General features: G+C 71.4%; 27 protein-coding genes. 17 read left to right on the top strand and 10 right to left on the bottom strand.

Translation table 11 applies throughout. The features are described from left to right. Nucleotides 1–240: 240 nt before the first annotated feature. Both E3328_RS07440 and E3328_RS07435 read left to right on the top strand, forming a co-directional pair. Complete coding sequence (locus E3328_RS07440; protein ID WP_135363953.1) at nt 241–1422, top strand: tubulin/FtsZ family protein; 1182 nt, start codon at nt 241–243, stop codon at nt 1420–1422. Nucleotides 1423–1737: 315 nt separating this feature from the next. Continuing rightward, entirely contained in the window at nt 1738–2655 is a 918-nt protein-coding gene (locus tag E3328_RS07435) for a PhzF family phenazine biosynthesis protein (protein WP_135363952.1), read from the top strand. Nucleotides 2656–2683: 28 nt separating this feature from the next. Here E3328_RS07435 and E3328_RS21855 read toward each other — a convergent pair whose 3' ends face one another. Beyond that, nucleotides 2684–4177, bottom strand: coding sequence for a hypothetical protein (locus E3328_RS21855; protein WP_167837332.1), 1494 nt, complete (start codon nt 4175–4177; stop codon nt 2684–2686). Between the two features lie 209 nt (nt 4178–4386). Between E3328_RS21855 and ppsA the strand changes: the two genes are divergently transcribed. Further along, nucleotides 4387–6711 (top strand): phosphoenolpyruvate synthase, encoded by a 2325-nt coding sequence (gene ppsA / locus E3328_RS07425; protein ID WP_135363951.1) that lies wholly within the window; start codon nt 4387–4389, stop codon nt 6709–6711. Here the strand turns inward: ppsA and E3328_RS07420 are convergent, their stop codons facing one another. The 3 genes from E3328_RS07420 to E3328_RS07410 form a co-directional block, all read right to left on the bottom strand. Next, nucleotides 6712–7140, bottom strand: coding sequence for a type II toxin-antitoxin system VapC family toxin (locus E3328_RS07420; protein ID WP_135363950.1), 429 nt, complete (start codon nt 7138–7140; stop codon nt 6712–6714). Continuing rightward, nucleotides 7137–7394, bottom strand: a complete 258-nt coding sequence (locus tag E3328_RS07415; RefSeq protein WP_135363949.1) for an AbrB/MazE/SpoVT family DNA-binding domain-containing protein — start codon at nt 7392–7394, stop codon at nt 7137–7139. Before E3328_RS07415 ends, E3328_RS07420 begins: the two co-directional genes overlap by 4 nt. 87 nt (nt 7395–7481) lie before the next feature. Continuing rightward, the gene (locus tag E3328_RS07410; RefSeq protein ID WP_135363948.1) at nt 7482–8225 is read right to left on the bottom strand and encodes an SDR family oxidoreductase; all 744 of its coding nucleotides are present in this window, start codon (nt 8223–8225) and stop codon (nt 7482–7484) included. A gap of 269 nt (nt 8226–8494) precedes the next feature. Between E3328_RS07410 and E3328_RS07405 the strand changes: the two genes are divergently transcribed. The 8 genes from E3328_RS07405 (at nt 8495) to metG (ending at nt 15497) form a co-directional block, all read left to right on the top strand. Further along, a complete protein-coding gene (locus E3328_RS07405; protein ID WP_135363947.1) occupies nt 8495–8890 on the top strand; it encodes a DUF7344 domain-containing protein in 396 nt (131 codons plus the stop codon). Then, on the top strand, nt 8880–9620 hold the full coding sequence (locus E3328_RS07400; protein ID WP_135363946.1) for a DICT sensory domain-containing protein: 741 nt from the start codon (nt 8880–8882) through the stop codon (nt 9618–9620). Before E3328_RS07405 ends, E3328_RS07400 begins: the two co-directional genes overlap by 11 nt. A 54-nt stretch (nt 9621–9674) precedes the next feature. Further along, the gene (mfnA, locus tag E3328_RS07395; protein ID WP_135363945.1) at nt 9675–10724 is read left to right on the top strand and encodes a tyrosine decarboxylase MfnA; all 1050 of its coding nucleotides are present in this window, start codon (nt 9675–9677) and stop codon (nt 10722–10724) included. Between the two features lie 53 nt (nt 10725–10777). Next, nucleotides 10778–11347: a YqaA family protein gene (locus E3328_RS07390; RefSeq protein WP_135363944.1), complete on the top strand. Its 570-nt coding sequence runs from the start codon at nt 10778–10780 to the stop codon at nt 11345–11347. Nucleotides 11348–11460: 113 nt separating this feature from the next. Further along, a complete protein-coding gene (locus E3328_RS07385) occupies nt 11461–11748 on the top strand; it encodes a winged helix-turn-helix domain-containing protein (RefSeq protein ID WP_135363943.1) in 288 nt (95 codons plus the stop codon). 202 nt (nt 11749–11950) lie between these two features. After that, nucleotides 11951–12253 carry a DUF8036 family membrane protein gene (locus E3328_RS07380; RefSeq protein WP_135363942.1) on the top strand — a complete coding sequence of 101 codons (303 nt, stop codon included), beginning with the start codon at nt 11951–11953 and terminating at the stop codon, nt 12251–12253. A 107-nt stretch (nt 12254–12360) separates the two neighbouring features. Then, a complete protein-coding gene (locus E3328_RS07375) occupies nt 12361–13038 on the top strand; it encodes a LiaF transmembrane domain-containing protein (protein ID WP_135363941.1) in 678 nt (225 codons plus the stop codon). Between the two features lie 344 nt (nt 13039–13382). Next, complete coding sequence (gene metG, locus E3328_RS07370) at nt 13383–15497, top strand: methionine--tRNA ligase (protein ID WP_135363940.1); 2115 nt, start codon at nt 13383–13385, stop codon at nt 15495–15497. Between the two features lie 39 nt (nt 15498–15536). Here metG and E3328_RS21850 read toward each other — a convergent pair whose 3' ends face one another. Continuing rightward, a complete protein-coding gene (locus E3328_RS21850) occupies nt 15537–17309 on the bottom strand; it encodes a hypothetical protein (protein WP_167837331.1) in 1773 nt (590 codons plus the stop codon). Beyond that, nucleotides 17281–18045 (bottom strand): ABC transporter ATP-binding protein, encoded by a 765-nt coding sequence (locus E3328_RS07360; protein ID WP_135363939.1) that lies wholly within the window; start codon nt 18043–18045, stop codon nt 17281–17283. Before E3328_RS07360 ends, E3328_RS21850 begins: the two co-directional genes overlap by 29 nt. Before the next feature lie 270 nt (nt 18046–18315). Here E3328_RS07360 and E3328_RS07355 point away from each other — a divergent pair, with 270 nt between their 5' ends. From E3328_RS07355 to E3328_RS07340, 4 genes are all read left to right on the top strand, one after another. Further along, nucleotides 18316–18753: a DUF7312 domain-containing protein gene (locus tag E3328_RS07355; RefSeq protein WP_135363938.1), complete on the top strand. Its 438-nt coding sequence runs from the start codon at nt 18316–18318 to the stop codon at nt 18751–18753. Nucleotides 18754–18825: 72 nt separating this feature from the next. Beyond that, the gene (locus E3328_RS07350) at nt 18826–19521 is read left to right on the top strand and encodes an NfeD family protein (protein WP_135363937.1); all 696 of its coding nucleotides are present in this window, start codon (nt 18826–18828) and stop codon (nt 19519–19521) included. A gap of 123 nt (nt 19522–19644) precedes the next feature. Then, nucleotides 19645–20874, top strand: a complete 1230-nt coding sequence (locus E3328_RS07345; protein WP_135363936.1) for an SPFH domain-containing protein — start codon at nt 19645–19647, stop codon at nt 20872–20874. 109 nt (nt 20875–20983) lie between these two features. After that, nucleotides 20984–21586, top strand: coding sequence for a winged helix-turn-helix transcriptional regulator (locus E3328_RS07340; protein ID WP_135363935.1), 603 nt, complete (start codon nt 20984–20986; stop codon nt 21584–21586). A gap of 92 nt (nt 21587–21678) precedes the next feature. On the opposite strand, the gene E3328_RS07335 is transcribed toward E3328_RS07340, so the two are convergent. The 4 genes from E3328_RS07335 to E3328_RS07320 form a co-directional block, all read right to left on the bottom strand. After that, a complete protein-coding gene (locus E3328_RS07335; protein WP_135363934.1) occupies nt 21679–21924 on the bottom strand; it encodes a DUF7123 family protein in 246 nt (81 codons plus the stop codon). 239 nt (nt 21925–22163) lie between these two features. Beyond that, entirely contained in the window at nt 22164–22559 is a 396-nt protein-coding gene (locus tag E3328_RS07330) for a TRAM domain-containing protein (protein ID WP_135363933.1), read from the bottom strand. A 129-nt stretch (nt 22560–22688) separates the two neighbouring features. Beyond that, nucleotides 22689–23417, bottom strand: coding sequence for a YkgJ family cysteine cluster protein (locus E3328_RS07325; RefSeq protein WP_135363932.1), 729 nt, complete (start codon nt 23415–23417; stop codon nt 22689–22691). A gap of 65 nt (nt 23418–23482) precedes the next feature. Then, nucleotides 23483–24301, bottom strand: coding sequence for an MBL fold metallo-hydrolase (locus tag E3328_RS07320; protein WP_135363931.1), 819 nt, complete (start codon nt 24299–24301; stop codon nt 23483–23485). 135 nt (nt 24302–24436) lie between these two features. Here E3328_RS07320 and E3328_RS07315 point away from each other — a divergent pair, with 135 nt between their 5' ends. Together E3328_RS07315 and truD are read left to right on the top strand one after the other, a co-directional pair. After that, nucleotides 24437–24955, top strand: a complete 519-nt coding sequence (locus E3328_RS07315; protein ID WP_135363930.1) for a hypothetical protein — start codon at nt 24437–24439, stop codon at nt 24953–24955. 79 nt (nt 24956–25034) lie between these two features. Continuing rightward, the gene (gene truD, locus E3328_RS07310; RefSeq protein ID WP_135363929.1) at nt 25035–26480 is read left to right on the top strand and encodes a tRNA pseudouridine(13) synthase TruD; all 1446 of its coding nucleotides are present in this window, start codon (nt 25035–25037) and stop codon (nt 26478–26480) included. The last annotated feature ends 44 nt before the right edge of the window (nt 26481–26524 follow it).

The following is a 26524-nucleotide window of genomic DNA, read 5'->3' as shown; positions in this document are numbered from 1 at the left end:
CCGCGCCTCAACGCTTCCGAATCCGGTCGGGCGCTCCGGGACGTGGGGCCGCGGCGAGACGCGTCGGGCAGCCGTCCGCCCTCACCGACCGGTTACCAGGCGGTCGCGGGTTCGTTTCGTCTACCCTGCGGCCCCGGACGCCCTCCGGCGGCGCGGCGGGGTCGAGTAAGCCCCGGTTGCGTCCCGCGGCGACCGAGAAGGGGGCACATAGTTAACGAAACACACGCCCGACGGGCACGCATGAACCTCGCCGTCATCGGCTTCGGCAACGCCGGGGGGAAGGTCGTGGACAAACTGCTCGCCTTCGAGTCGGACACGGGCCGGTCGCTGTGCCGGTTCGCCCTCGCGGTCAACTCCGCGGAGATCGACCTCGCCAAGCTCGACTACGTCCCGCGGGACAACCGCATCCTCATCGGCCAGACCGACCAGCGCGTCAAGGGCCGCGGCGCGGGCGCCGACCCGGAGGTCGGCGCGACCATCGCGCGCCAGGACCACCACGAGATCGAGCGCGCCATGGACGGCGTGCCGATCCACGACATCGACGGCTTCCTCGTCGTCGCGGGCCTCGGCGGCGGCACCGGCTCCGGCGGCGCGCCCGTCCTCGCCGAGACCCTGAGCGACCGCTACGCCGAGCCGGTCTACGGCCTGGGCGTGCTCCCCAGCGCCGACGAGGGCGGCCGGCCCGCGTTCAACGCCGCCCGCTCGCTGACGAGCTTCACGGAGGCCACCGAGAACCTCGTCCTGTTCGACAACGACGCCTGGCGCCAGCACGGCGACTCCGTCGAGACGGGCTACGAGCGCACCAACGAGGAGATCGCCCGCCGCGTCGTCACCCTGCTCGCCGCGGGGGAGCTCGACGGCTCGCGCATCTCCGAGGCCGCCATGGACTCCTCGGACGTGAAACGCACCCTCGCGACCGGCGGCGTCAGCTCCATCGCCTTCGCATCGACGGAGGTCGAGTCGGTCCCGCGCGGGGAAGGGGGGCTCATCAGCCGGTTCACCAACGGCCACGACGAGAACCGCGACGAGAGCGACCTCACGATGAAGGTCCACGGGCTCGTCCGCAAGGCCGTCAAGTCCCGGCTGACGATCCCCGCCGACATCGACTCCGCCGAGCGCTCGCTGATCGTCGTCTCCGGCCCGCCCTCGGAGTTCTCCCAGAAGGGCATGCGTCGCGCCCGCGAGTGGCTCGAGAGCGAGACCGACAGCGTCGAGGTGCTGGCCGGCGACGACCCCCGCGAGGACGCCGACACGCTCTCGGTCGCGGTGTTGCTCTCGAACGTCACGCGGGTCGACCGCATCGACGCCCTCCAGGAGCAGGCCGTCGACGCCAAGTCCAACATCCAGCAGCAGGCCGACACCCGCGAGGACGAGATCGACGACCTCGTCACCGACGACGCCGGCGAACTCGACCCGATCTGAAGTAGTTGAAACTCTTCGAGGAGCGGACCGCAGCACCGGCACCGCGACCGCCGACCGCGGGAGTGACCTTCCGACCGCGAACAGCGTGAAAGCCCCCGTCCGCTCCGGGAAGACGGGCGACGTAAGCACCGCAGACGAGCGGAGCGAGTCGAGGAGCGCAGCGAACCGCGGGAGTCGAACGCGTCGGGGCTTTCACGCTGTCTGCGGCACCAGCGATACTGCGGTCGCGGTCGGCGTGTCGTCGGAGCGCAGTCACGCGAGCGTCCGCATCCACACCCGCCTCTTTATTGCGGACGTGACCGACAGACCGAGCACATGACCGAGAACCGTCGCGTCCAGCTCGTCGACGCGTTCACGACGGAACCGATGGCCGGCAACCCGGCGGGGGTCGTCGCCGAGGCGGCCGACCTCGCCGACGACCAGATGGGGGCTATCGCCTCCGAACTCGGCGCGAGCGAGACGGCGTTCGTCCTGCCGAGCGACGAAGCGGATCGGCGCCTGCGCTACTTCACGCCCGAGCGCGAGGTCGACCTCTGTGGCCACGCCACCGTCGCGGCGTTCGCGTCGCTGGCCGAGCGCGGCGAGGTCGCCGACGGCGAGCACACCGTCGAGACCGAGGTCGGGACCCTCGACGTGGAGGTCGAACCCGACGGCACCGTCTGGCTCACGCAGTCGCCGCCCGAGGTCCGCGAGGTCGACGTGTCGCTGGAGGAGGCGGCCGACGCGCTCGGCCTCGACACCGCGGCGCTGTCGGAGGTCGGCGAGGACCTGCCGATCGCCCGCGCCTCGACCGGCCTGCCCTTCCTCGTCGTTCCGGTCGGGTACTTCGAGCAACTGTCGGCGGTCGACCCCGACCTGGACGCTATCGAGAAACTGTGCAAGACGAACGGCGCCGAGGGGCTGTACGCGTTCACGTTCGACACGCTGGAGGGCGAGGCGACCCTGCACGGGCGGGCGTTCGTCCCGCTGGCGGGCATCCCCGAAGACCCCGTGACGGGCACGGCCAGCGGCGCGGTGGGCGCCTACCTGCGCTACCAGGCCGCGCTCGACGCCGACGACCCGCTCGTGTTCGAGCAGGGGCACTTCCTCGACCGCCCGGGTCGAGTACTCGTGGACACCCGCGAGGGCGAGGAGGGCGTGACCGCGCCGCGAGTCGGCGGCCGGGCGGTCACGACCCTCGACGGCGACCTCGCGATCCCCGAGAGCGACGAGGACGACATCATCGAGGCCTGACGAGGAGGTCACCCGGACGTTTTGCCGCTCAGCGGTCGCGCCGGAGCGACCCGAGGAGTGCGAACGCGAGCAGGACTGCCAGCGCGCCCGCGGCGGTCGGGACCGGACCGTCGGCGCTGGTCGCCGAGCCGCCGTCGGTCGTCCCGTCGACGCCGGACGGGGCGCTCGTCGGCGACGGTGCAGTCGCGGTCGCGCCCGACACCGCGGCCGCCGTCCCGGTGGTCCCGGTCGTCGCCGGACCGGCCGTCTCCGTCGCAGTCGCGGTCGGCGTCGGGGAGGGCGTCGGCGTCGGACTCGGGGTGGCTGTCGGCAGGTCCGGCGACGCCGCTCCGGACAGCGCGACGGTCCGGAGCCAGCCGGCGCGGCCGTCCGCGAACGACTCGCTCATCCCGACGGCCGTGTAGTTGCGCTCGGCGGCCCGCTCCACGTCGACGAACCAGTCGTCGCCGGGGCCGCCCGCGGTCCGCCGGTCGAGCACCGTCCCGTTCGGCCGGACGCGGAGGAACACGGCGTCCCGGTCGCCGTCGGTAGTGTGTCCGACCCCGACGACCGCGCCGCCGCCGGTCCGTTCGACGTTGAGCAGGCTCGTCCGCGGGGGCGCCGAGAGGACCGTCGACGCCGGCTCGCGACCCCGCTCGTCCGTCCGGATCAACACCGGCCGACTCACGTTGTCGGTGAAGTCGTACTCGTTGGCGAGGACCGCGAACCCGCCGTCGGTCCGGACCAGCCCCGCGGCGTCGAGGTTCTCCGAGCGCTGGAACGTCCGGGTCCACGCGACAGAGCCGCGCGCGTCCAGCTTCCGCAGCGAGAGCGGCGCCGGCCATTCGCCGAAGCGGTTCTCCAGCACGTACACGCCGTCGGAATCGACGGCGAGGTTCACCGCCGACCCGTTGCCGTCCGACGCGGTCCTCGTGTGGGTCCACCGCTCGGACCCGTCGAGATCCGTGCTGACGACCGTCGACCGGCGCGTGTCGCCGGGCTCGACCCAGCCGGCGACGTACAGCCGGCCGTCGACCGCCCGGACGGCGTTGCCCTTGTCGAGGAGGTCCGAGCGGTCCCACTCGACGGCGCCCGTCGCGTTCACCTTCAGGAACGCGTCCGTCCCGGCGACCGCGTACCCGCCGTCGCCCGTCCGGTTCAGGTCGGTCACCGACCCGCCGTCGTACGTCTCGCGCCACTCGACCGTGCCGTCCGGGTCGGTCCCGACGAGGACCGCCGCGCGTCCGCCCCCCGCGGCGTCCGTCGCACCGCCGAGCACGTAGCCGCCGTCGGCGGCCCGTTCGAGCGCGTAGAATATCGTGCCGTCGCCGCCGAGCGTACGGTTGATACCTGATCCGAGCCCGGCCGCGCTCGCAGCCACGCCACCGTCCACGATCCCGGTGGCGTCGCCGGCCGCGACCGCCGGCCCCGCCGGCCCGACAGCCGGATCGGACGCGCCGGCCGTCGCCGCCGGGACCGTCGCGGCGACGAGCAAGCCCGCCAGGACGACGACGCCTGCGCGTGCGACTCCAGTCGACAACATACCCGTAGATTCCGACGGCCGGTGTTTGCTCTTGGGGTCGCGGCGAGCGCTTCGCCGTGCGACCGCCGACCGTGCGAGGGTGCCACAGGTACTCGGAAGCGAAACAATGTTCGACAGAACGTCGCCGTTACCGCCTCTAACGCAAAGTTTTTACCGGTATTCGGGCCGGAAAGTTCTTGGGCGTCCTCGGCGACACTGTGGGTACGGTCATGGCATTACTCTGGCTGGACGACATCACGGCCGAGGATTTCGACTCGGTCGGAGGTAAAGGCGCATCCCTGGGGGAGCTGACATCGGCGGGGCTGCCGGTTCCGCCCGGGTTCGTCGTGACGGCCGAGACGTACCGGTCGTTCATCGAGGAGACCGGCATCGACGAGGAGCTGTTCGAGGCCGTCGACGTCTCCGTCGACGACTCCCAGGCGCTGGCGGAGGCCGCCGAGCGCGCCCAGGAGCTCATCACGGAGACCGAACTGCCCGACTCCATCCGCGAGGAGATCCTCGCGGCCTACGACGACATCGAGGACGGCGACGCCTCCGTGGCGGTCCGCTCGTCGGCGACGGCGGAGGACCTGCCCGACGCCTCCTTCGCCGGCCAGCAGGAGACGTTCCTCAACGTCACCCGCTCGGGCCTGCTCGACAAGGTCCGGGACTGCTGGGCCTCGCTTTTCACCCAGCGGGCCATCTACTACCGCCAGGAACAGGGCTTCTCCCACGACGTGGTCAACATCGCGGTCGTCGTCCAGCTGATGGTCGACGCCGAGAAGAGCGGCGTCATGTTCACGAGCCACCCCACCACGGGCGCCCCACAGGCGATCGTCGAGTCCGCGTGGGGCCTGGGCGAGGCGGTCGTCTCCGGCGCCGTCTCCCCCGACAAGTACGTCCTCGACCGCGAGACGGGCGAGCTGCGCGACGCAACCGTCGCCACCAAGAAGGTCATGCACGTCCGCGACGAGGAGACCGGCGAGACCATCGAGCGGCCGGTCCCCGAGGACAGGCGCGACGAACAGGTCCTCTCCGAGGCGGAACTCGACCGCCTCGTGGGCCTGGGCGACGAGATCGAGTCCTACTACGGCGACCCCCAGGACGTGGAGTGGGCCATCGCCGACGGCGAGCTGTACGTCCTCCAGTCGCGGCCGATCACCACCATCGACGAGGACGCCCAGGAGGTCGAAGGGGCATCCAACAGCGTCGAGGACGTGGCGGGCGTCGCCGACGGCGGCGCGGCCGCCGCCGACTCGGGCGGGGGCAGCGGCGGGTCGGAGGGCAACGTCGTCTTCTCGGGCATCGGCGCCAGCCCCGGCCGCGTGTCGGGCCCGGCCCGGATCGTCCGCAAGCTCGACCACCTCGACAAGGTCGAGGAGGGCGACGTGATCGTCGCCGAGATGACCACCCCCGACATGGTGCCGGCGATGAAACGCGCCGCCGGCATCATCACCGACGAGGGCGGCATGACCAGCCACGCCGCCATCGTCTCGCGGGAACTCGGCGTCCCGGCCATCGTCGGCACCGAGCAGGGCTCCGAGCGGCTCCACGACGGCCAGGTCGTCACCATCGACGGCGAGAAGGGCACCGTCGAGCAGGGCGACGCCACCGGCGGCGACGAACGGGAACCCGTCGAGGAGGTCCGGCCGCAGGCCCCCGTCAAGCCGATGACCGCGACGGAGGTCAAGGTCAACGTCTCCATCCCGGACGCCGCCGAGCGCGCCGCGGCGACCGGCGCCGACGGCGTCGGCCTCCTGCGGATGGAGCACATGATCCTCTCGACGAACAAGACGCCCGAGCGGTACATCGAGGACCACAGCGCCGAGGAGTACGTCGACGAGATCGTCGACGGGGTGCGGGGCGTCGCCGAGGAGTTCTACCCCCGGCCCGTCCGCGTGCGCACGCTCGACGCGCCCACCGACGAGTTCCGCCAGCTGGAGGGCGGCGCCGACGAGCCCGCCGAGCACAACCCGATGCTCGGCTACCGGGGCATCCGCCGCAGCCTCGACCGCCCCGATCTGTTCGCCCACGAACTCGCCGCGTTCCGCCGGCTGTTCGAGCTGGGCTACGACAACGTCGAGATCATGTTCCCGCTCGTCAACGACGCCGAGGACGTGCTGCGAGCCCGCCGGCTCATGGAACAGGAGGGCATCGACCCCGACAAGCAGGACTGGGGCGTGATGATCGAGACGCCCGCCGCCGCGCTGGGCGTCGAGGCGATGGCCGACGCCGGCATCGACTTCGTCTCGTTCGGCACGAACGACCTCACCCAGTACACCCTCGCGGTCGACCGCAACAACGGGCGGGTCGCCGATCGGTTCGACGAGCTGCACCCCTCGGTGCTCAAGCTCATCAGCGAGACCATCGAGACCTGCCGCGAGGAGGGTGTCGCCACGAGCATCTGCGGCCAGGCCGCCTCGAAACCCGAGATGGTCGACCACCTCGTCAACGAGGGGGTCACCTCCATCTCCGCGAACATCGACGCCGTCCGCGACGTGCAACACGAGGTCAAGCGCGTCGAGCAGAAGCTGCTGCTCGACGACGTGCGTTGATCAGAACGGGTCGTCGGGCGTCGCCAGTCGGGTGACGCCCGCCACCGCGTCGAAGTCGTCGTCGAACGAATAGAGGTGCTCGATCCCTTCTCGCTGCAGGTGCGCTACGACAGTCGCGTCGCCGAACGCGAGGCCGTCGTACGTCTCGAACAGGTCGATCGCCCGGTCGTAGTCTTTCCGCGGCGCGTGATGGATCTCGAACCCGGCCGACGCCTTCAGTGAGGCGTACAGCGCGATCGCTGCCTCGTGGCGCCGACGGCCGTGGATCCAGTTCAGCATCTCCAGAACGACGTAGTTCGTGACGCGTCCCGTCGGGAGTCGCCCGCGGTCGATACCGTCGACGATAGCAGTCGCGGCATCGTGGTGCCGGTCGTCCGCGTCCGCTCTCCCCACCAGCACACTCGTGTCGACGGCCGCGACCGGCGTCACGCGTCCTCCGAGAACGCGGTATCGCCTTCGTGTCCCGCGAGGTCGTGCGTTTCGAGGCCGTCGCCCCCCATCGAGACGGCCTCGAAGTCGTCGAACGCGCCGGACCGCTGTTTGACGACGGTCACGGTGAGGTCGCCGTCCTCGTCGACATCCCAGCGCAGTTTGTCCCCGGCTTCGATGTCGAGCCGCCGACGGAGCGACGCCGGGACCGTCACCATCCCCCGGTCGTTCACCTTCGTCTCCTCTGTCGCCATGTCCGGACGTACCACCTCCGACCGGATACATGTTTCTCCACATGTCCCGGAGAGCGTCGGTGAAACGCGACCGACAGCGCCGCAGAGTCAGAAGAACGTCAGCTTGTCCCGCCGATAGAGGTCCAGTTCCGAGACCATCGACGGGTCCTGCCTGGCGGCGAAGCGGACGGCGTCGGCGATCTCCGTGGGCTCGGAGACTTCGCCCTCGTCGAAGCGGTCCTCGAAGGACTCGCCGCTCTCGCTGGCGAACTCGCTGCGGACCTCGGCGGGGTTGATGGTCGTGACGGCCACGTCGTCCGCGCCGGCGTCCGCGGAGACGCTCTTGGCGAACCCGCGGACCCACCACTTCGTCGCCGCGTAGACCGGGTTGAAGGGTCGGGGGTACTGGCCGGCGAAGCTCCCGATGAAGACCACAGTACCGGAGGACTCCCGGAGGTGGGGCAGCGCGGCCCGGGTCGCGAAGAAGTAGCCGTCGACGTTGACCTCCATCATCGTGCGGTAGTCCTCGGTCGAGAGGTCGTCGACGCCATCGCCGGCGACGACGCCGACGTTGTTCACCAGCAGGTCGAGCCCGCCGAACTCGGTGACGGTCTTCTCGACCAGCGCGTCGACGGCGTCCTCGCTGCGGACGTTCGTCGGGACGACCAGCGTCTCCACGCCGTAGGCGTCCTCCAGGTCGGCGGCGATCGATTCGAGCCGTTCCTCGCGGCGGGCCGCCAGCGCCACGTCCGCGCCGTCCTCGGCCAGCGCGTGGGCCGTCGCCTCGCCGATGCCGGAACTCGCGCCGGTCACGATCGCCGCGTCGCCCTCCAGGGACTGCTCGGTGGACATGCCACGGGATAGAACGGCCGCCGCTATAAGTGTCGGTAGTCGCCCGGGCGGGTCGCGGCCGCAGTACCGCTCCCGGCCCGCCCGCTCCCAGCCCGACCGGTCCCGCCCGGACCCGGTCGAACCTGCTCGGACCCTCGAAGCCACCGGGGCCCGATTTGTCCGACGCCGAACCGGCCGCGTCCGGTCCCGGAGCGGCGCACGTGCCGGTTCCCGGGTCCGCGGAATCTGTCCCCCAATAGATATTTAGACGCGGGGAGAGAAACGTAACTATGAATAATGGGGGAAACACGTCCCGCCTGTTCGGGGCGCTCGCCGATCGTGACAGGCGTATCGTGCTCTACTACCTGCGAGAGCACGAGTCGGCGTCCGTCGGGACGCTCGCGGACCTGGTGACCGGGTGGGCGGAGGCGGGACCGGGCCCCGACCGGCCGGTCGCCCGGGAGGACGTGCGGGTCGCGCTCCACCACGTCCACCTGCCGGCGCTCGACGCGGCGGGACTCGTCGAGTACGACTCCGACGAGGGGCGAGTCACGCTCGTCCCGCTCTCGGCCGGCGGGGAGGCGGCCGTCGACGCGGCACTGGCGGCCGACACGACCGAGGCGGGCGTCGACCTCGACGCTCTGCTCGCTTCGGCAGGCGACCCGGGGGCGGAGGATGGGGGGTGACGGCGGGGACCGCCTCCGCGAGCTACGCGAGCGGGCGCGCGGCCCGCGGAAGACGATAACGACCTTCGGCCCGGAGCCGTACGACGACCTGGCGCCCGTTCTCGACCGGTTCGACGCCGACCTGCGCCACGAGTCGCTGCCGATCCCCGAGGAGTCGGGGTATCTCGTCGTCGAGCGCGACGGGGAGTACCTCGGGGCCGTCCCGGCGGCGGCGTTCGACGAACTGCGGGACCCCTCCGGGGGCGCGCCCTGGGACGCGACCGCGGACGCGTCGGCCTACCGCGAGCTGGTCGGGCTGCTCTCGGGAACCGCCTTCGAGATGGACGACAGGAGCCGGCTGGTGGCGACCGCCCGCGAGGTCGAGGACCGCGCCTGGCGGACCGGTCGCGGGAGCCTCTACGCGACCTTCCAGTCGCTGTCGGCCTTCCGGGCGCAGGTCCCGATGTACGAACACCTGGCGGGGACGACCGACCTGTCCGTCACGGTCTTCGGCGAGCCCGACTGGGAGCCGCCCGCTATCGACGGCGTCGCCGTCCACCGCGACGAGACGGGGGAGGTCACCGACTTCTGGGTCGTCGCCTTCGACGGCGCCGGCGAGGACGACGCCAAGTCCGCGCTGATCGCCGCGGAGGAGCGACCGGGGACCTACGCCGGGGTGGTGACCTACGACCCCACGGTCGTCGACGACCTGACCGCGTATCTCGGCGGCCTGGCCGCCTCGACCCCGTGAAGCGCGGGCTCCGACACCACAGGAGCTAAACGAGTCGCCCCCCTGCCTGTGGGTATGCAGCTGGCCGAGCCGCAGGACTTCGAGCGCGTCCTGTCGTCGATGTGTACCGAACCCCACCCCGCGGCTCGGGAGGCGGCCGAACGGTTCCTGGCGACCAACCCCGGCGACCCCGGCACCTACGAGAGCGTCGCCGCTCTGGAGGAGCGGGCGGTCGACCTGCTGGGCGAGGTGACCGGCCACCCCGACCCCGAGGGCTACGTCGCCAGCGGCGGGACGGAGGCCAACATCCAGGCCGTCCGGATCGCCCGCAACCGCGCCGACACCGACGACCCCAACGTCGTCGCCCCCACGAGCGCCCACTTCTCCTTCACCAAGGCCGCCGACCTCCTCGACGTGGAGTACCGCACCGCGCCGACGACCGACCACCGCGCCGACCCCGCGGCGATGGCCGAACTCGTCGACGAGGACACCGTCTGCGTCGTCGCCGTCGCCGGCTCGACCGAGTACGGCTACGTCGACCCGGTCCCCGAGGTCGCCGACCTCGCTCACGAGGTCGACGCGCTCTGTCACGTCGACGCCGCCTGGGGCGGGTTCGTCCTCCCCTTCACCGACCACGCGTGGGGCTTCGACGACGCCGCCGTGGACACGCTGACCATCGACCCCCACAAGATGGGCCAGGCCGCCATCCCCGCCGGCGGGCTGCTGGTCCGCGACCGCGAGCTACTGGACGAACTCGCCATCCGGACACCCTACCTGGAGTCCACGTCGCAGGTGACGCTGACCGGGACGCGCAGCGGCGCGGGCGTCGCCAGCGCCGTCGCGGCGATGGACGCGCTGTGGCCGGAGGGCTACCGCGAGCAGTACGACCGGTCGATGGACAACGCGGAGTGGCTGGCCGACCAGCTCGCCGCCCGGGGCCACGACGTGGTCGAGCCGGACCTGCCGCTGGTGGCGGCGGACCTGTCGGTGCCGATGACCGAGGAGCTGCGCTCGCGGGGCTGGCGCGTCTCGAAGACGGGCGCCGACGAGATGCGCGTCGTCTGCATGCCCCACGTCACCCGCTCGATGCTGCGGTCGTTCGTCGCCGACCTCGACTGGTACTGAGCTACGTAGGGCAAATATGAAAGTTTACGACACCCCGCGCGTTACCGCCGGTCGTGCTCCCCGTCGAGGTCCCCGCGCTCCTGCTCGGCAGTTCCTGTAGCGACCCCGGCGGCGCGGTCGTCACCGCCGTCTGCACCGCGACGGGCCCCGCCGGTCTGCTCATCGTCCTCGTCTACTCCTTCCTGATCACGTTCATCCTCCCGCTGCCCTCGGAGATCGTCCTCCCGCTGGCCGACCAGCTCCGGCTGGGCCTGCCGCTGTGGGCCAACCTCGCGATCGTCGTCCTCGTCGCCAGCGTCGGCAAGGCCGGCGGCAGCGTCTTCGCGTTCCACATCGGCCAGGAGGCCAAGGAGTCGGGCCCCGTCATCCGGTGGCTCCGCCGGTCGCGGTTCGACATCATCGAGTGGTCACAGTCGAAGGTCGTCCAGCTCTCGAAGAAGTACGGCTACGCCGGCCTCGCGCTGGCGCTGTCTGTGCCCGCCTTCCCCGACACGCTCTCGGTCTACGCCTTCTCCGTGCTCGAAGACGACTACGTCAAGTTCGCCGCCGCCACCTTCGTCGGCAGCGTCGGCCGCTTCCTCGTCTGGATCCTCTTTTTCCGCGGCGCCGTCGCGAACCTGTGAGCCGAGCGGCGTCGCGACCGGTGGGTCAGACCGTTCCAGCCGATCCGGCGGCCGTCGCGGCCCCTTTCCGCCGTCGGTGCGCTTACAAGGGGGCCGGGTCACTGTTCGGGGTAATGGAAGGGGTGCTGTGGTACGTGTTCGCCAGCACCCGCGGGGGTGACAACCGGGCGCGCATCCTCCGTGCGATAGACGAGCGGCCGCGCAACGCCAACCAGCTCGCCGAGGACCTCGACCTGGACTACACCACCGTCCGCCACCATCTCGACGTACTCGAGGACAACAACGTCGTCGAGGCCAGCGGCGACGACTACGGCGCCGTCTACCTCCCCACCGACCAGTGTCGCGCAAACTGGGACACCGTCGAGGAGGTCCTCGAGACCGTCCTGGAGGACGATTCATGACCTATCACGCCAGCCGACCGACCGACCCGTCGAACGAGCTGCCGAGCGACGTGCCGCAAAGCGACCGGCCGAGGGCCGCGGGGCCGCCGGCGCCCGGAGGGCCGTCGAGGCTACGAGCGACCCGACGACTCCCCGGGCCGCGAAGTCGGGTGACAATTCGGACAGCCTATTTGCGGGAGCGTCACAAAAGGGGGAGTCAGCAATGACCATGTGGTTCGAGGCCGCCCGGCTCGCCGTGGTCGCCAACGTCGCCCTGCTGGTCGGCCTGACCGCGGTCTGGGCGCGCAACTACCGGGCCCACGGCGCGAAACACACCCTGGGCCTGCTCGTCTTCGGCGCCTTCCTCCTCGCGGAGAACCTGCTGGCGGTCTATCTCCTCTACTTCCACAGCACCTTCCACGGCTGGGTCTACTCGGCGGCACCGGTCGCCCAGCGCGGCATGATGGCGCTGAACGTCCTCGAACTGCTCGCGCTCGCCTTCCTCGTGAAGATCACCTGGGAGTGACCGTCGGTTGCCGGGTCCCTGCGGCGTCCGTCCCGGTTCTCGCCCGGTTCGTGCGTGATAACCACGCTATCGACGGTGTTTACCATGTCACCGAGCGAAACAGTCGTATGGAGTACCGCCGCGTCACCTCCCAGATCCTCGTCGGCGCCGTCGTCGTGCTGCTGGGCGTCGTCCTGCTGGCCGAGACGACCGGCATCTACGACGCCGACCGGCTGCTCGTCTACGTCCCGTCGCTGTTCGTGCTGGTCGGCCTGTTCGCGGTCGTCGCCAGCGGCTTCCGGAACCTCTTCGGTCCGCTGGCGGTTGTGATCGTCGCCGGCGGCTGGCAACTGGTCGCGCTGGACGTGCTGGCCCCCGAGACGGTGTTCTCGCTGTGGCCCGTGTTGCTCGTCCTGTTCGGGCTCTCGCTGATCGCCGGGCAGTACCGCGCCCGCGCCGTCGCCCGCGAATCCGACTTCCTCACGTCGGTGGCCGTCTTCGGCGGCCGCGCCGAGCGGTCGACCTCGAAGACGTTCCACGGCGCCGACCTCACCGCCGCGTTCGGCGGGGTCGAACTCGACCTCCGGGACGCCGTCGTCGAACACCCGCCCGCGACGATCAACGCCAACGCCCTGTTCGGCGCCGTGGAGGTCGTCGTCCCCCGCGAGTGGAACGTCCGCGTGGACGTGCTCCCCATCCTGGCCGGCGCCGAGGACGAACGTCCCCGCCGCGAGGCGGAACACGACGAGGTCGACCTGGTCATCACCGGATTCGCGCTGTTCGGCGGCGTCGCAGTCCAGGACTGAGAGCGCGTACGGGCCCGGGACGGGCGCCCGCGGGCCGGGTCGCCGCGACGCCGACCGACGGCGGACGGTGACAACCTTTTTGTCCCGAGGGGTCTCATCCCGACGTGATGACAGTCCCGTCCACCCGCCGTATGCGTATGCGCGGCTCCTTCTAGCGCCGGGTGGACCCACCGCGCCGCCGCGGGCTCATACCCCCAGCCGGGCCTTCGGGCCCGGCCGGTCGACGGCGGGGAAGGCCGGCATCCGACCGGGCACAGACCGACCAGCGAGCGGACCCCGACGGCAGCGACCGACGATGACAGCGAATCACCGCGTTAAAGAGTCGACTGGAGGTATCGAGTAGTATGAGCCACGAGGAGTTCCCCACTGACAATCCCGCCGTAGTGACCTGCGGGTTGCCCTACGCCAACGGCGACCTGCACATCGGCCACCTGCGGACGTACGTCGGCGGCGACGTGCTCTCGCGGGCCCTGGAGACGCTCGGCCAGGAGACGGCCTTCGTCTCCGGGTCGGACATGCACGGCACCCCGATCGCCGTCCAGGCCATCGAGGACGGCGTCGACCCCGAAGACTTCGCCCTGGAGTGGCACGAACAGTACGAGGAGACGTTCCCGAAGTTCGACATCGACTTCGACAACTACGGCCACACCCACGACGACACCAACCGCGAGCTCACCTACGAGATCGTCGAGCGGCTGGAGGCGGAGGGGTACGTCGAGGAACAGGCGATCAAGGTCGCCTGGGACCCCCAGGAGGACCAGCCCCTGCCCGACCGCTACGTCGAGGGCACCTGCCCGTACTGCGGCGCCGACGCCCGCGGCGACGAGTGCGACGAGGGCTGTGGCCGCCACCTCGAACCCGGCGAGATCGAGGATCCCGTCTCGACGATCTCCGGCAACCCCGCGGAGTACCGCGAGCGGACCCACAAGTTCTTCCGCGTCTCCGAGCTCGCCGACTACCTCTCGGACTTTCTCGACCGCCTGGAGGGGACCAGCAACGCCCGCAACCAGCCCCGCCAGTGGATCGAGGACGGTCTCCAGGACTGGTGTATCACCCGGGATCTGGACTGGGGGTTCGACTACCCCGGCGACGACGGCGAGGACCTGGTGCTGTACGTCTGGGTCGACGCGCCCATCGAGTACGTCGCCTCGACGAAGCAGTACACCGAGCGGGTCGGCGCCGACACCTACGACTGGGAAGCGGCCTGGAAGGCCGACGAGGTCGGCGTCGAGGCCGGCGGCCCCGACTCCGGGGAGATCGTCCACATCATCGGCCAGGACATCATCCAGCACCACACGATCTTCTGGCCGGCCATGCTCCACGTCGCGGGCTACAACGAGCCACGCGCCGTCGTCGCCAGCGGGTTCATGAACCTCGACGGCGACGCCTTCTCGACGAGCCGCAACCGCGCGATCTGGGCCCGCGAGTTCCTGGACGAGGGGTTCCACCCCGACACGCTGCGGTACTACCTCACCACGGTCGGCGGCTTCCAGGACGAGATTGACTTCTCCTGGGACCGGTTCGCCGAGCGGGTCAACGGCGAATTAGTGGGGAACGTCGGCAACTTCGCCTACCGCTCGCTCCTGTTCGCCGAGCGCAACTTCGGCGGCACGCCCGACGCCGACGTGAGCGAGGAGGTCCGCGAGCGCATCGAGGACGCGGTCGAGGAGTTCGAGGCCGCGGTCAACGACTACTCCGTCCGGAAGGCCACCCAGGCCGCCGTCGACCTGGCGGCGTTCGGTAACGAGTACATCCAGCGCCACGAGCCCTGGAACCTCGACGACGACGAGGCCGCGCCGGTCATCCGCGACTGCGTCCAGGTCGCCAAGGCCGTCGCCGTCCTCGTCTACCCCGCCACCCCCGACACCGCCGAACGGCTCTGGGAGCAGCTCGGCGAGGACGGGTCGGTCGCCGACGCCACGCTCGACGCCGCGCTGGAGGCCCCGCCCGCCGACTTCGGCGAACCCACCGAGCTGTTCGAGAAGATCGACGAGGAGCGCGTCGAGGAACTGAACCAGAAGCTCGAAGACCGCGTCGAGGAAGTGGCGGAGGACGCGGACGACGGCGGTGACGACGGAACCGAAACCGACGAGGCCGCCGGGAGCGACGAGGGGAGTATGGACTTGGAAGCCCTCGCCGAGGAGCGCATCGGGTTCGACGACTTCGAGGAGCTGGACATCCGCGTCGGGCGGATCGAGTCGGCCGAACCCATCGAGGACTCGGACAAGCTCGCCCGCCTCGAAGTGGACATCGGCCTGGAGACGCGGCAGGTCGTCGCCGGCATCAAGCAGCTGCACGACCTCGACGAGCTGCCGGGGACGAAGGTCGTCCTGCTGGCGAACATGGAGAAGGCGGAGCTGTTCGGCGTCGAGTCCAACGGCATGGTGCTCGCGGCGGGTGAGCAGGCCGACCTGCTGACCACCCACGGCGACGCCGAGCCCGGGACGAAGATCCGGTAGCGAGCGGCAGGCGGCCGCTCCGTTTTCGGCGCTCGGTTTCTACTCGATGTGGTAGTCGCTCACTCGCCGGACCGCCAGCACGTACGCCGCCGGCACGGCGGCGACGAGGGCGACGGCGACGCCCAGCGCGACCCGTTCGAGCCCGGCGACCGACAGCGAGAGGCCGAAGGGGAGCCGGGGGGCGAGCAGCGAGTGGATCACCAGCCCGTAGAGTTCGTCGGTGAGGACGCCGGCGGCGCTGACGCCCAGCGCGGCGAGGATCGAGTACAGCGAGAACGCGGCCTTGCTCGGCGGCGTCGCCGTCCGGTCGGCGGTCACGTCGACGCCGTCGAAGCGGGGGAACCGCGCGCCGACCGCGGCCGCGACGACCGCGCCGCCGGCGACGACGACGAGCGCGAGCGCCGCGAAGCCGACCGCTTCCGGGGTCGAGCGCCCGCTGGCGCGGGCCGCCGCGCCCGAGAGCACCGCCGCGACGGGGGCCGCGGGGGCGACGACCGCGAGGACGGTCCCGTGGACGACCTCGCGGCCGCTCGCGCGCGAGGTGAGGAGGCCGGGGAGCGCCGCGCCCTGGTTACCCAGGAGGTTGAGCGGCGCGGCGACGCCGGCCGCCCACGCGCCGTACAGCATCGCGAACCACGGCGCGTACGACGGGACCGTCCCGGTCGCGAGCGCGCCCTCGACCATCGGGAGCGCGAACAGCAGCGGCACCGCGGCGAACAGCAACTGCAGCGGCGCCCGGTAGGCGCGGACGAGCGTCGTCGCCGCGACGCCGACCGTGCCCTGCCGGCGACAGACCAGCCCGAGGGCGTCGCCCAGCCGCGTCGAACCGGTCGGCGTGACCGTCCCGGACGCGGCGCCCGACGGCCCGGCGGTCGACCCCTCGTCGGGTTCGGACTCCGCGTCGGTGTCGCGCTGCTCGTCGGTGAACCACGCGAACTCGGCGGCGCGGACCGTCGCGAGGACGCCGACCGGGGCGGCGGCGACGGTCAGACCGAGCGCGGCCGCGGCGCCGAGCGTCGAGGCGCCGGCGCCCGGCGTGGTCGCCAGCGCGAGGTCGCCCAGCCAGGCCAGCGGCGGCCCGCGCAACACGGGCGAGAGGGCGTCGATGAGCGCGGGGAGATGCCCGGCGAACATCACCCAGAAGTACGCCACGGCGACGACCGCACCGAGGACGGGCTTGAGCCGCGAGAGCCACTTCGACCGGCGGACGGCGCCTTTCAGCGCCAGCCCCGCGGGGTAGCCGATCGCCATCGCGCTGACCAGCAGCGCGGCGGTCGCGGCGAAGCCGCCGGCCAGCGGCAGCGGCGTGCCCGCGCCGGCGGCCAAGCCGGCGAACCCGACGCCGAACGGGACGGCCACGTACGGGACGTAGGCGACGGCGTTCATCAGGAGGAGTCCGCCCGCAACGTCCTTCGGCGGGCGGATCGTCAGCATCCCGGCGGGCTCGTCGATCTCGCCGTAGGAGCCGACACCGGCGACGACGCCCATCGCGAGGACGAACACCCACCCGGTGGCGACGAGCAGGGAGACGGTCGCGGCGGGGGCGGCGTCGCCGCTCGCGAGCGTCGCGCCCCAGTCGCTCGCCGCGTCGAAGGCGATCGGGAGCACCGCGAGGATGGCGAGCGCCCCCAGCGCGACCATCGCGAGCCACACGTCCTGGGCGCGGACCCGCCGGACCATCCGCCGCAACTCGACGCGGGCGACGGTCGCGCTGACGGCGGGCGACGGGAACCGCCCGCGCCGGCCCGGCGACGCGGGTCGGTCCCTCGTCGCCGCCCCCCGCTCAGGCCTCGACTCGTTCGTCCGGGACATCCTCGTCCTCCGTGATGTCGAGGAACGCCGTCTCCAGGTCCGCCTCGCCGTCGTCGCGGGCGCGCCGTTTCAGCTCCGCCGGGGGCCCCTCGGCGACGAGCTCCCCGTCGTCGATGACGCCGACGGTGTCGGCGAGTTCGTCGACGACCGAGAGGACGTGCGAGGAGAGGAAGACGGTCACGTCGCGCTCTGCGACCGCCGCGACGGTCTCGCGCATCGTTCGCGCCGCACGCGGGTCGAGCCCGCTGGTCGGCTCGTCGAGAAAGACCACCTCGGGGTCGCCTAGCAGCGCCGCGATGGCGCCGACCTTCTTCTGCATCCCCGTCGAGTACTCCCCGATCCGGCGGTCGGCGTCGCCCGCCAGCTCGAACCGCGCGAGCATGTCGTCGATTCGCTCGCCGGCCTCCGCCGGTGGAAGCTCGTGGAGCCGCGCGACGTACCGCAGGTGTTCGCGGCCGGTCAGCTCGTCGTAGACCGGCGGGTCGGCCGGCAGGTAGCCGATCCGCTCGGTCAGCGCCGGCCGGTCGTCGACGGCGGCGCCCGCGACCGTCGCCGTCCCCTCGGTCGGGCGGGTCAGCCCGGTCAGCATCCGCATCGTCGTCGTCTTCCCGGCGCCGTTGGGGCCGAGGAAGCCGTACACGTCGCCGCCCGGGATCGACAGCGACAGGTCCGAGACGGCCAGTTCCTCGCCGTACCGCTTCGTCAGTCCGTCGGCGACGACGGCGGGATCGGTCACCGTCGCTCACCCCCGGAACTCGCGGACCGCGCGGGAAGCGGTTCCCGCGCGAGCGACTCGCGTTCGACGCCACGCCGCTGTCGGGCGGACGGCCGCTCGCACCGCGACGGCCACCGCTCGGCTGGAGGGCACGCTCGCATACTCCGAGGGGAACCGCCTGAAACAAAAGCGCTTGGAGAACGGCGTTTCTATCTGCTATCGAACAGGAGTCGGTCCACGGCGCGGCCGGCGACGACAAGCCCTATTGGTCGCCGGCCGTAACGAGCGGCCATGGCAGACGACGCCGGGGCCGAGGACGACGAGGAGGAGTGGCGGTTCTCCGTCGACGAGGTGGGCGACGACACCGGCGACGTCGAGGAGGCCGACACCCTCGACGATGGCGACGAGTGGGACGTGGCGGTCGGCGAGGAGGACGACGACGGCCCGACGGTCGCCTTCGGCGGGACGGACGGCGACGACGGCGACGGGAGCGGGGGCGGGGAGAACGGGGGCGGCGGCAACGTCGCCGGGTCGGTGACGCCGGACCTGCCCGTCGAGTCGGACACGCCGAGCCTGGAGAGCGCGGTGTTCGTCGCCGCCGGCGCGCTGCTGGTCCTGCTGGTGTTCGCCAGCGTCGTCACGCCGCTGACCCCGTCGACGGTCGGCGCGATCGCGCTCGGCGTCGCCGCCGTGACCGCGGTCGTCTACGCGGTGTTCGTACGGTTCTGACGGCTCCGGCGGCGGCGCGGTGGAAACCCGCACGAGCAGAAGTGTTTTCGGGCAGGCGACCGAATCTCCGCTATGTTCGAGTGGATCGGTCAGACCTCGGTCCTGTCGTGGATCGGGTCGAACCTCTCGCTGTTCCTCGTGCTGGCGGGCGCCGGACTGATGTTCGCCGAGGCGTTCGCGCCCGGCGCGCACTTCGTCGTCCTCGGCGTCGCCCTGCTGGTGGCGGGGCTCGTCGGCCTGCTGTTGCCCCCGGGACTCGGCGTCCTCGCGCCGCTGATCCTCGCCGGACTCGTCCTCGGGGCGGGCGGCGCGGCGCTCTACGTCTACCGCCAGTTCGACTTCTACGGCGGCAAGGGGACCGACCAGACGAGCGACTCCGACTCGCTACGGGGCAAGACCGGCCGCGTCACCGAGCGCGTCTCCCGGAGCGGCGGCGAGGTCAAGCTCGACGGGGGCGGGTTCAACCCCTACTACCGCGCCGAGAGCGTCGACGGCGAGATCGAGGAGGGGACCGAGGTGATGGTCGTCGACCCCGGCGGCGGCAACGTCCTCACCGTCGAACCCCTCGCCGGCGGCGTCGACGACATCGACCGCGCGCTCGCCCGCGAGCGCCAGCGCGAGGGAACGGCGACCGACGACGAGGGGGCGGCGACCGACGGCGAGGGGACGGCGATAGACGACGCCGCGGCCGACTCGGACGGCGAGTCCGGGGGTTCCGAGTCCGAGGACTCCGACCGGGACCGCGAGTTCGAGACGGACACCGCCTGAGCCTCACCGGGTCCCGACCGCGGCGACCGCCCGGCTCCGGGACCGCCGACCCGACATCGACGCCGCCCGGAACTGTGGTATCTCACCCAACACTTTTGACTGGGTGGAGCAAACTTCGAACGTATGAGCCCCGCACCAGTGTTGCAGAGCGTCGGTGGCGCCCTTCCGATCGTCGCAGTGCTGCTGTTGCTGCTGGCGGTCGTGGTCGTCTACAAGTCCGTCGAGATCGTCAACGCCTACGAGAAACGGGCCCTGACGGTCTTCGGCGAGTACCGCAAACTGCTCGAACCGGGTATCAACATCGTCCCGCCGTTCGTCTCGAAGACCTACGCCTTCGACATGCGGACCCAGACGCTGGACGTGCCGCGCCAGGAGGCGATCACCCGCGACAACTCGCCGGTGACCGCCGACGCGGTCGTCTACATCAAGGTCATGGACGCCAAGAAGGCGTTCCTCGAAGTGGACAACTACAAGAAGGCCGTCTCCAACCTCGCCCAGACCACCCTCCGGGCCGTGCTGGGCGACATGGAACTCGACGACACGCTCAACAAGCGCCAGGAGATCAACGCGAAGATCCGCAAGGAGCTGGACGAGCCCACCGACGAGTGGGGGATCCGCGTCGAGAGCGTCGAGGTCCGCGAGGTCAACCCCTCGAAGGACGTCCAGCAGGCGATGGAGCAGCAGACCTCCGCCGAGCGCAAGCGCCGCGCCATGATCCTGGAGGCGCAGGGCGAACGGCGCTCGGCCATCGAGCAGGCCCAGGGTGAGAAGCAGTCCGACATCGTCCGCGCCCAGGGGAAAAAGCAGTCGCAGATCCTCGAAGCGCAGGGTGACGCCATCTCGACCGTGCTGCGGGCGAAGTCCGCCGAGTCGATGGGCGAGCGCGCCATCATCGACAAGGGGATGGAGACCCTCGAGAACATCGGCCAGGGCGAGTCGACCACGTTCGTCATGCCCCAGGAGCTCACCTCGCTGGTCGGCCGCTACGGCAAGCACCTCTCCGGCGGCGACGTGAGCGACATGGCGAAGGTCAACGGCGAGAGCGAACTCGACAGCCTCGACTTCGACAGCGAGACGCGCGAGCTGCTCGGCCTCGACGACATCGAGGAGATCCTCGGCCAGATCGACCAGGAGGCGGAGGTCGACGTCGAGGAGATGGAACAGGAGGCCCAGGCCATCAAGGAGGGCAACGACGCGACGAACATCCGCGACCCCGACGAGGTCATCCAGGAGATGGACGCGGAGATGGACCCCTCCGGCAGTCCGGTCGGCGGCCCCGGCGGCGACGGCAGCGGCGGGAGCGCCGACACCGCCTCCGACGGCGAGCGCGAGCCCGAGACGGAGACCGAGTAAGACGCCCTTGCCGCGCCCTCCCGGGCGGTGACCCGCCCGCCGACCCCGTTTTCCGCGACCGTTCGACCAGCCGAAGCCGTTTTACCACCCCACTGCCAAAGGGCTCGTAATGGCGCGAGAGGGGGATGTCGACGAGAGCAAGCGGGCGACGCTCCGTCGGTTCGCCGCGCTGGGGGCGTCCAGCCCGTTCGTCGGCTTCGCGAAGGACAGCGACAGCGACGCGCCCGACGCCCTGCTCGGGTACGTCGCCGCGACGCCCGGCGCGCACTTCTCGAAGATCCGCGACGACCTGCAGCTGGGCACGGGGGAGACCCAGCACCACCTCCGGCGGCTCGAACGGGAGGGCGTCGTCGAGAGCCGCGAGGACGGCGAGTACCGGCGGTACTTCCCCGCCGACCGCTTCTCGGAGTTCGAGCAGGTAGCGCTGGGCTACCTCCGCCGGGAGACCCCCCGCGGGATGGTCGTCGCGCTCCTGCGCGACCCGGCGGCGTCGGGCACCGCGCTCGCCGAGGAACTGGGCGTCTCCGCGCCCACCGTCAGCAAGTACGCCAGCCAGCTGGAGGAGGCGGGCCTGCTCTCCCGCGAGGACGGCTACGCGCTCCGGCGGCCGGAGACGCTGCTCCTGTTGCTCGTCCAGCACGCCGACTCGTTCGGGCCCGAGGCCGCCGAGCTGGCGGCCGACGCCGACGACATCGTCACCTACGACCCCTGACGGGCACTCGGGCCGAACTCCCGTGGAACACGAAGACGCACCATCCGCCAGCCGTCGCTGGCGGGTGTGAAAAAGCGCGAGAGGGAGTTCGGTTACGCCGTGACCTTCCAGGTGGTCGACGAGGAGTAGCCCCACTTCTCCACGTCCAGATCGAGGTCGCTGTTCTGGATGGCGGTCATGTTCGAGCCGACCTCCTTGGCCGACAGATCGAGTTCGTCGCCGATGAGCCGCGACTTGAAGTAGGTCTGCTGACCGGCGTTGTCGCGGAGGTACTCGAGGATCCGGCGCTGCTTGGGGGTGAGTTGGTCGCCCGTCGCGCTCGCGGTGGTCGCGCTCATACTTCCAGGGAGGTACCGTTCCCCTAAAGCGGGTTTGGTACGATCGGTAAAACCCGACGCCCTCTTGCGATTAGTTGGTCCGCCCCCGGTCGTAACGCCGGCCTACGGCGGGCTGGACGGGGGCCGTTGGTGCCGTTGGTTAACCGGTCGTACCAGCGGGGTCGGTGACGCCGTCGTCCGGGTAGGTTCGGCGGCCGCGCCGCTCGGCGGGTGGCTGGCGGGCGGGGGTGCCCGGAGAACTACAGGTCCTCGTCGATGATCTCGCCGACCGCGAAGTTGGACTTGACCTCGGTGACCTCGATCTTGACGCGCTCGCCCACGTCGGCGCCGGGGACGATGATGACGTACCCGCGCTCGACGCGCGCGATGCCGTCGCCCTGTTTGCCGATGTCCTCGATCTCGACGTAGCGGATCTCGCCGGCCTCGACCGGCGGCTGCGGTTCGGAGGGGACGTTGTCGTCGTCCCGCTGTTCGGACTGTTGCACCTCCGAGGAGATGAGCGCGACGCGGTACGTCTCCCCCGGTTCGACCGCCCCCGTCTCGATCTCCCGCTTGGGCACCTCCACGACGTATCGGTCGCCGTCGTCCGACACGTCCGCACTGAACAGACACAGCAGTTTATCCGAGATTTCCACGATGTAGACCTCCGGGTGGGTCATAGACCCCCTGTTTTATCAAAGTATGCCACCCCTCCCCCACCAGATCGGTGCGCGGAGCGCGACTGGCGCCGGTCCCGTCACTCGCCGGGCGCCGGTTCGGCGCCCTCACTCGACGGGCGACCCGTCCGGTCGCTTGGGCCCCTCGGAGTCGAAGACCACCACCTCGCCGGCGTCGCGCTCGACCGGCCGGTAGCCGTCCCGGACGGCGATGGCCTCCGCCAGTTCGCGTACCGCTCGCTCCTTGAGCGCCCGGGCCAGCTCCTCGGCCTCCTCGCGGGAGATGTCCCGGCCCAGCCCCTCGCACTCGTGGGCGCGGACCATCCCCTCCTCGTCGACCGCCTCGCCCATCGGCTGGCTCGTCCCGCCCAGGGCCACGCTGAACGGGTAGGTCCGGCAGACCAGCGGGCGGTCGTCGTGGACCGTGCAGGCGCCGACGCCGTCGTCGTCCTCGGCGTAGAACCGGCAGTCGCCGCAGTCGTCGGTCTGCAGCGCCCACTCGAAGGTCTCGCCCTGCGGGCCGTCCTCGCCCTCGACGAGCCCGTAGGGCATCGGCCGCGCCACGTCCCGCCAGTCGTAGTCGCCCGTCTCCTGCAACTGGCGGACCTCGTCGGGGAACACGGTCGCGGTGTGGTCGTGACCGTCGCTCCCCCCGGTCTTCCCGCCTGCTTCGGGCTCGCTCTCCGCGCCCGCTTCGGCGTCGCCCTCGCAGCCCTCGACGGCCTTGCAGCAGGCGCCACAGCGGGTGCACTCGAAGCCGATGGCCTCGATGGCGTCGGCCAGCTCGGCCACGTCCAGCGCCTGGGCGCGCTCGCGTTCGGCTTCGAGACTCTCCATGGGCGAGCTACCGGGCCGACGGGGAAAAGCGCGTCGCGAGCGGCCGGCCGCGAAGACCGGTCGAGCTACGCCGGTCGCGCCCGCTCGCCGTCCCACCGGACTCGCCCCTCGACGGCGAGCTTTTCGAGGTGTGCGCGGACGGTCGCCTCCGCGAGGTCGCGCACGCCCGACAGGTCCCTCTCGTAGGCGGCGTCGGTGACTGCGGGGACGGTCTCGGCGCCCGCCGCGACAGCCTCGCGGACCCGGCGCTCGCGGTCGAGCCGGTGGGCGACCAGCCGCGTCGCCGTCGCGCGGACCGCCGGGCCCTCCACGCTCGGGCCGTGGGCCGGGAGGAGCCGGTCGGGCGCCATCGCGTGGACCCGGCGGAGCGAGGTGAGGTACGCGCGCAGGTCGCCCTCGGGGGCGCCGACGACGACGCTCCCCTCCGCGACGGCGAGGTCGCCGGCGACGAGGACGCTGTCGTCGGCCCTGCCGACTCCGCTCGCGGCGAACGCGACGTGCTCGGGCGCGTGGCCCGGCGTGTCGACCACCCGGACCGCCCCCTCGCCGGTCCCGATGCGGGTCCCCTCCGCGAAGGTCCGGTCGGGCGCGACGCCGGCCACCGCCTCGAAGGCGTCCGTCCGGCCCGTCCGCGCCCAGACCGTCGCGTCGTGTTCGGCCGCGTAGTCGGCCACGGCGCCGACGTGGTCGGGGTGGTGGTGCGTGACCGCGACGTGGCCGACGCGGCGCTCGGCCGCCACCGCGTCGAGGCGGTCGGTCCGTGCGGCGGGGTCGACCAGCAGCGCCGGATCAGAGCCCAGCACGTACGCGGCCGTCTCGCCCGTCGGCGCGCGGGTCTCGACCGCCACGTCGACTCGCGCCGCGTCGACGCGCGTGCGTTCCATGCGTCTCGGGTTCGACCGGCCGACACCTGTCAGTTTCGGGGTCACCGCCGAACCGCTCCGGGGGATCCCCGGGTATAAGCTTTCTGTCCCGATACGTCCGACAAGTTTACCAGTGGCAGGTCCTTCCGGGCGAGCGTGAAACGAACGCTCATCGCGGTCGGACTCGCGACGCTGGTTGCACTGGCCGGCTGTTCGGCGCTCACCGGCGGGAGCGGCGACGGCGACCCCACGACGGTCACGGGCGAGCAGGTCGCCCTCGAAGACGACAGCGCGGGCGCGACCGACGTGAACCAGACGCTCCGCCTGACGGTCGACGAGACGACGAACGGCAGCGAGTGGACCGCGATCGGCGCGACGTACCCCCGCGAGAACTTCACCGTCGACTCCGCCCAGCACGGGGAGATCGTCCTCGGCGTCGACACCGACGACGACGGCGAGCTGGAGCGCGAGTTCGACGAGGGGTCGGTCAGCGGCGTCAACAACAACGCCTACTCCTTCGACGTGACGCTGGACACCGACTACACGCTCTCGGAGGGCGACGTGGTCGTCGTCGGCTACCCCGCCGTCGACAACCCCGACGAGCCCGGCGACTACGAGGTCGACGTGCGCGTGAACGACGAGCAGAACGCGGCGGCCACCGTCACCATCGAGTGACGACGGCCGGCGGTCGAGGCCCCTCTCGACCCGCGAGGGTCGACAGGCATTTACTCGCGGCCGGGCGACTCACCGACAGATGCGCGAGGCACACCCCGTCGAGCGGGCGGTCGGGATGGAGTACTACGTCAGCGACGCGCCCGGTCTCGGGGGCCGCCTGCGCGAGGCGCCCGAGGACTTCCGCGTCACCGAGGTCGAGGCGTTCGATCCCGAACCGCTCGATTCCGGGGCCGGCGCCTACCCGAACGTGCTCGCGCGGGTCACCCTGCGGGGGTGGGACACCAACGACTTCGCCGCCGAACTCTCGGACCGCCTGGGCATCTCCCGCGAGCGGGTCTCCTGGGCGGGGACGAAGGACAAACACGCCGTCACGACGCAACTGTTCTCGGTCGAGAAGGTCGAACCCGACGACCTCCGGGCGGTCGACATCCGCGACACCGAGATCGAACCGCTCGGGCGGACCGGCCGGCCGGTCCTGTTCGGCGACCTGGCGGGCAACGCCTTCGAGATCGCCGTCCGCGGGCTCGACCTCGACGCGCCCGAACTCGCCGACGCCGTCACCGCCGATCTCCGGGCGTTCGCCAGCGGGAGCGACCCCGGGGAGTCCGAGACCGCGGACGCCACCGCTGGCGACGAACCCGTCACCGTCGGCGTCCCCAACTACTTCGGCCAGCAGCGGTTCGGCAGCAAGCGGCCGGTCACCCACGAGGTCGGCCTGGCGGTCCTCCGCGGCGACTGGAAGGGCGCGGTGCTGGCCTACGTCGGCAACCCGGCCGATCGCGAACCCGAGTCGACGCGGGAGGCCCGCGCCTACGTCGACGAGACCGAGGACTGGGCGGGCGCGCTGGATCGACTCCCGAGGCGACTCGGCTTCGAGCGGTCGATGTGCCACCGGCTCGTCGAACGACAGGGAGGGGGCGGCGACCTCGACGACGAGGACTACCGCGCCGCGCTCGAGGCGGTCCCCTCGAACCTCCAGCGGCTGTTCGTCAACGCCGCCCAGTCGTACGCGTTCAACCGGATCCTCTCGGAGCGGCTGGAGCGGGGGCTCCCGTTCCACGAACCCGTCGCGGGCGACGTGGTCTGTTTCGCGGACTCGGACGCGCCGGCGGGCGTCGCGCTCCCCGATACCGACCGCACCCAGCGCGTGACCGAAGACCGGGTCCGGACGGTCCGCCGGCACTGCGAACGGGGCCGCGCGTTCGTCACCGCCCCGCTGGTCGGCACCGAGACGGAACTCGGCGACGGCGAGCCCGGCGAGATCGAGCGGGAGGTGCTCGACGACCTTGACCTCGACCCCGCGGACTTCGACCTCCCCGGCGAGTTCGAGTCGACGGGGACGCGCCGGGCGATCCTGCTGCGGACCGACCTGTCCGTCGACGGCGCTGGCGCGGGCGGGACCGACGGCGCCGACGGACGCGGCGACGCCGACGGGGTGGTGACCTTCGAGTTCACGCTCCCGAAGGGCAGTTACGCGACGGTCGTCCTGCGGGAGTATCTCAAGGGCGACCCGGACGACCTCTGAACGAGGCGCCGGGTCGTCGGCGGTGGGCTGTCACCGACACACAC

This window comes from Halosimplex halophilum (assembly GCF_004698125.1).
GTDB lineage: Archaea > Halobacteriota > Halobacteria > Halobacteriales > Haloarculaceae > Halosimplex > Halosimplex halophilum.
This window is presented reverse-complemented; position numbering and strand designations above follow the sequence as displayed.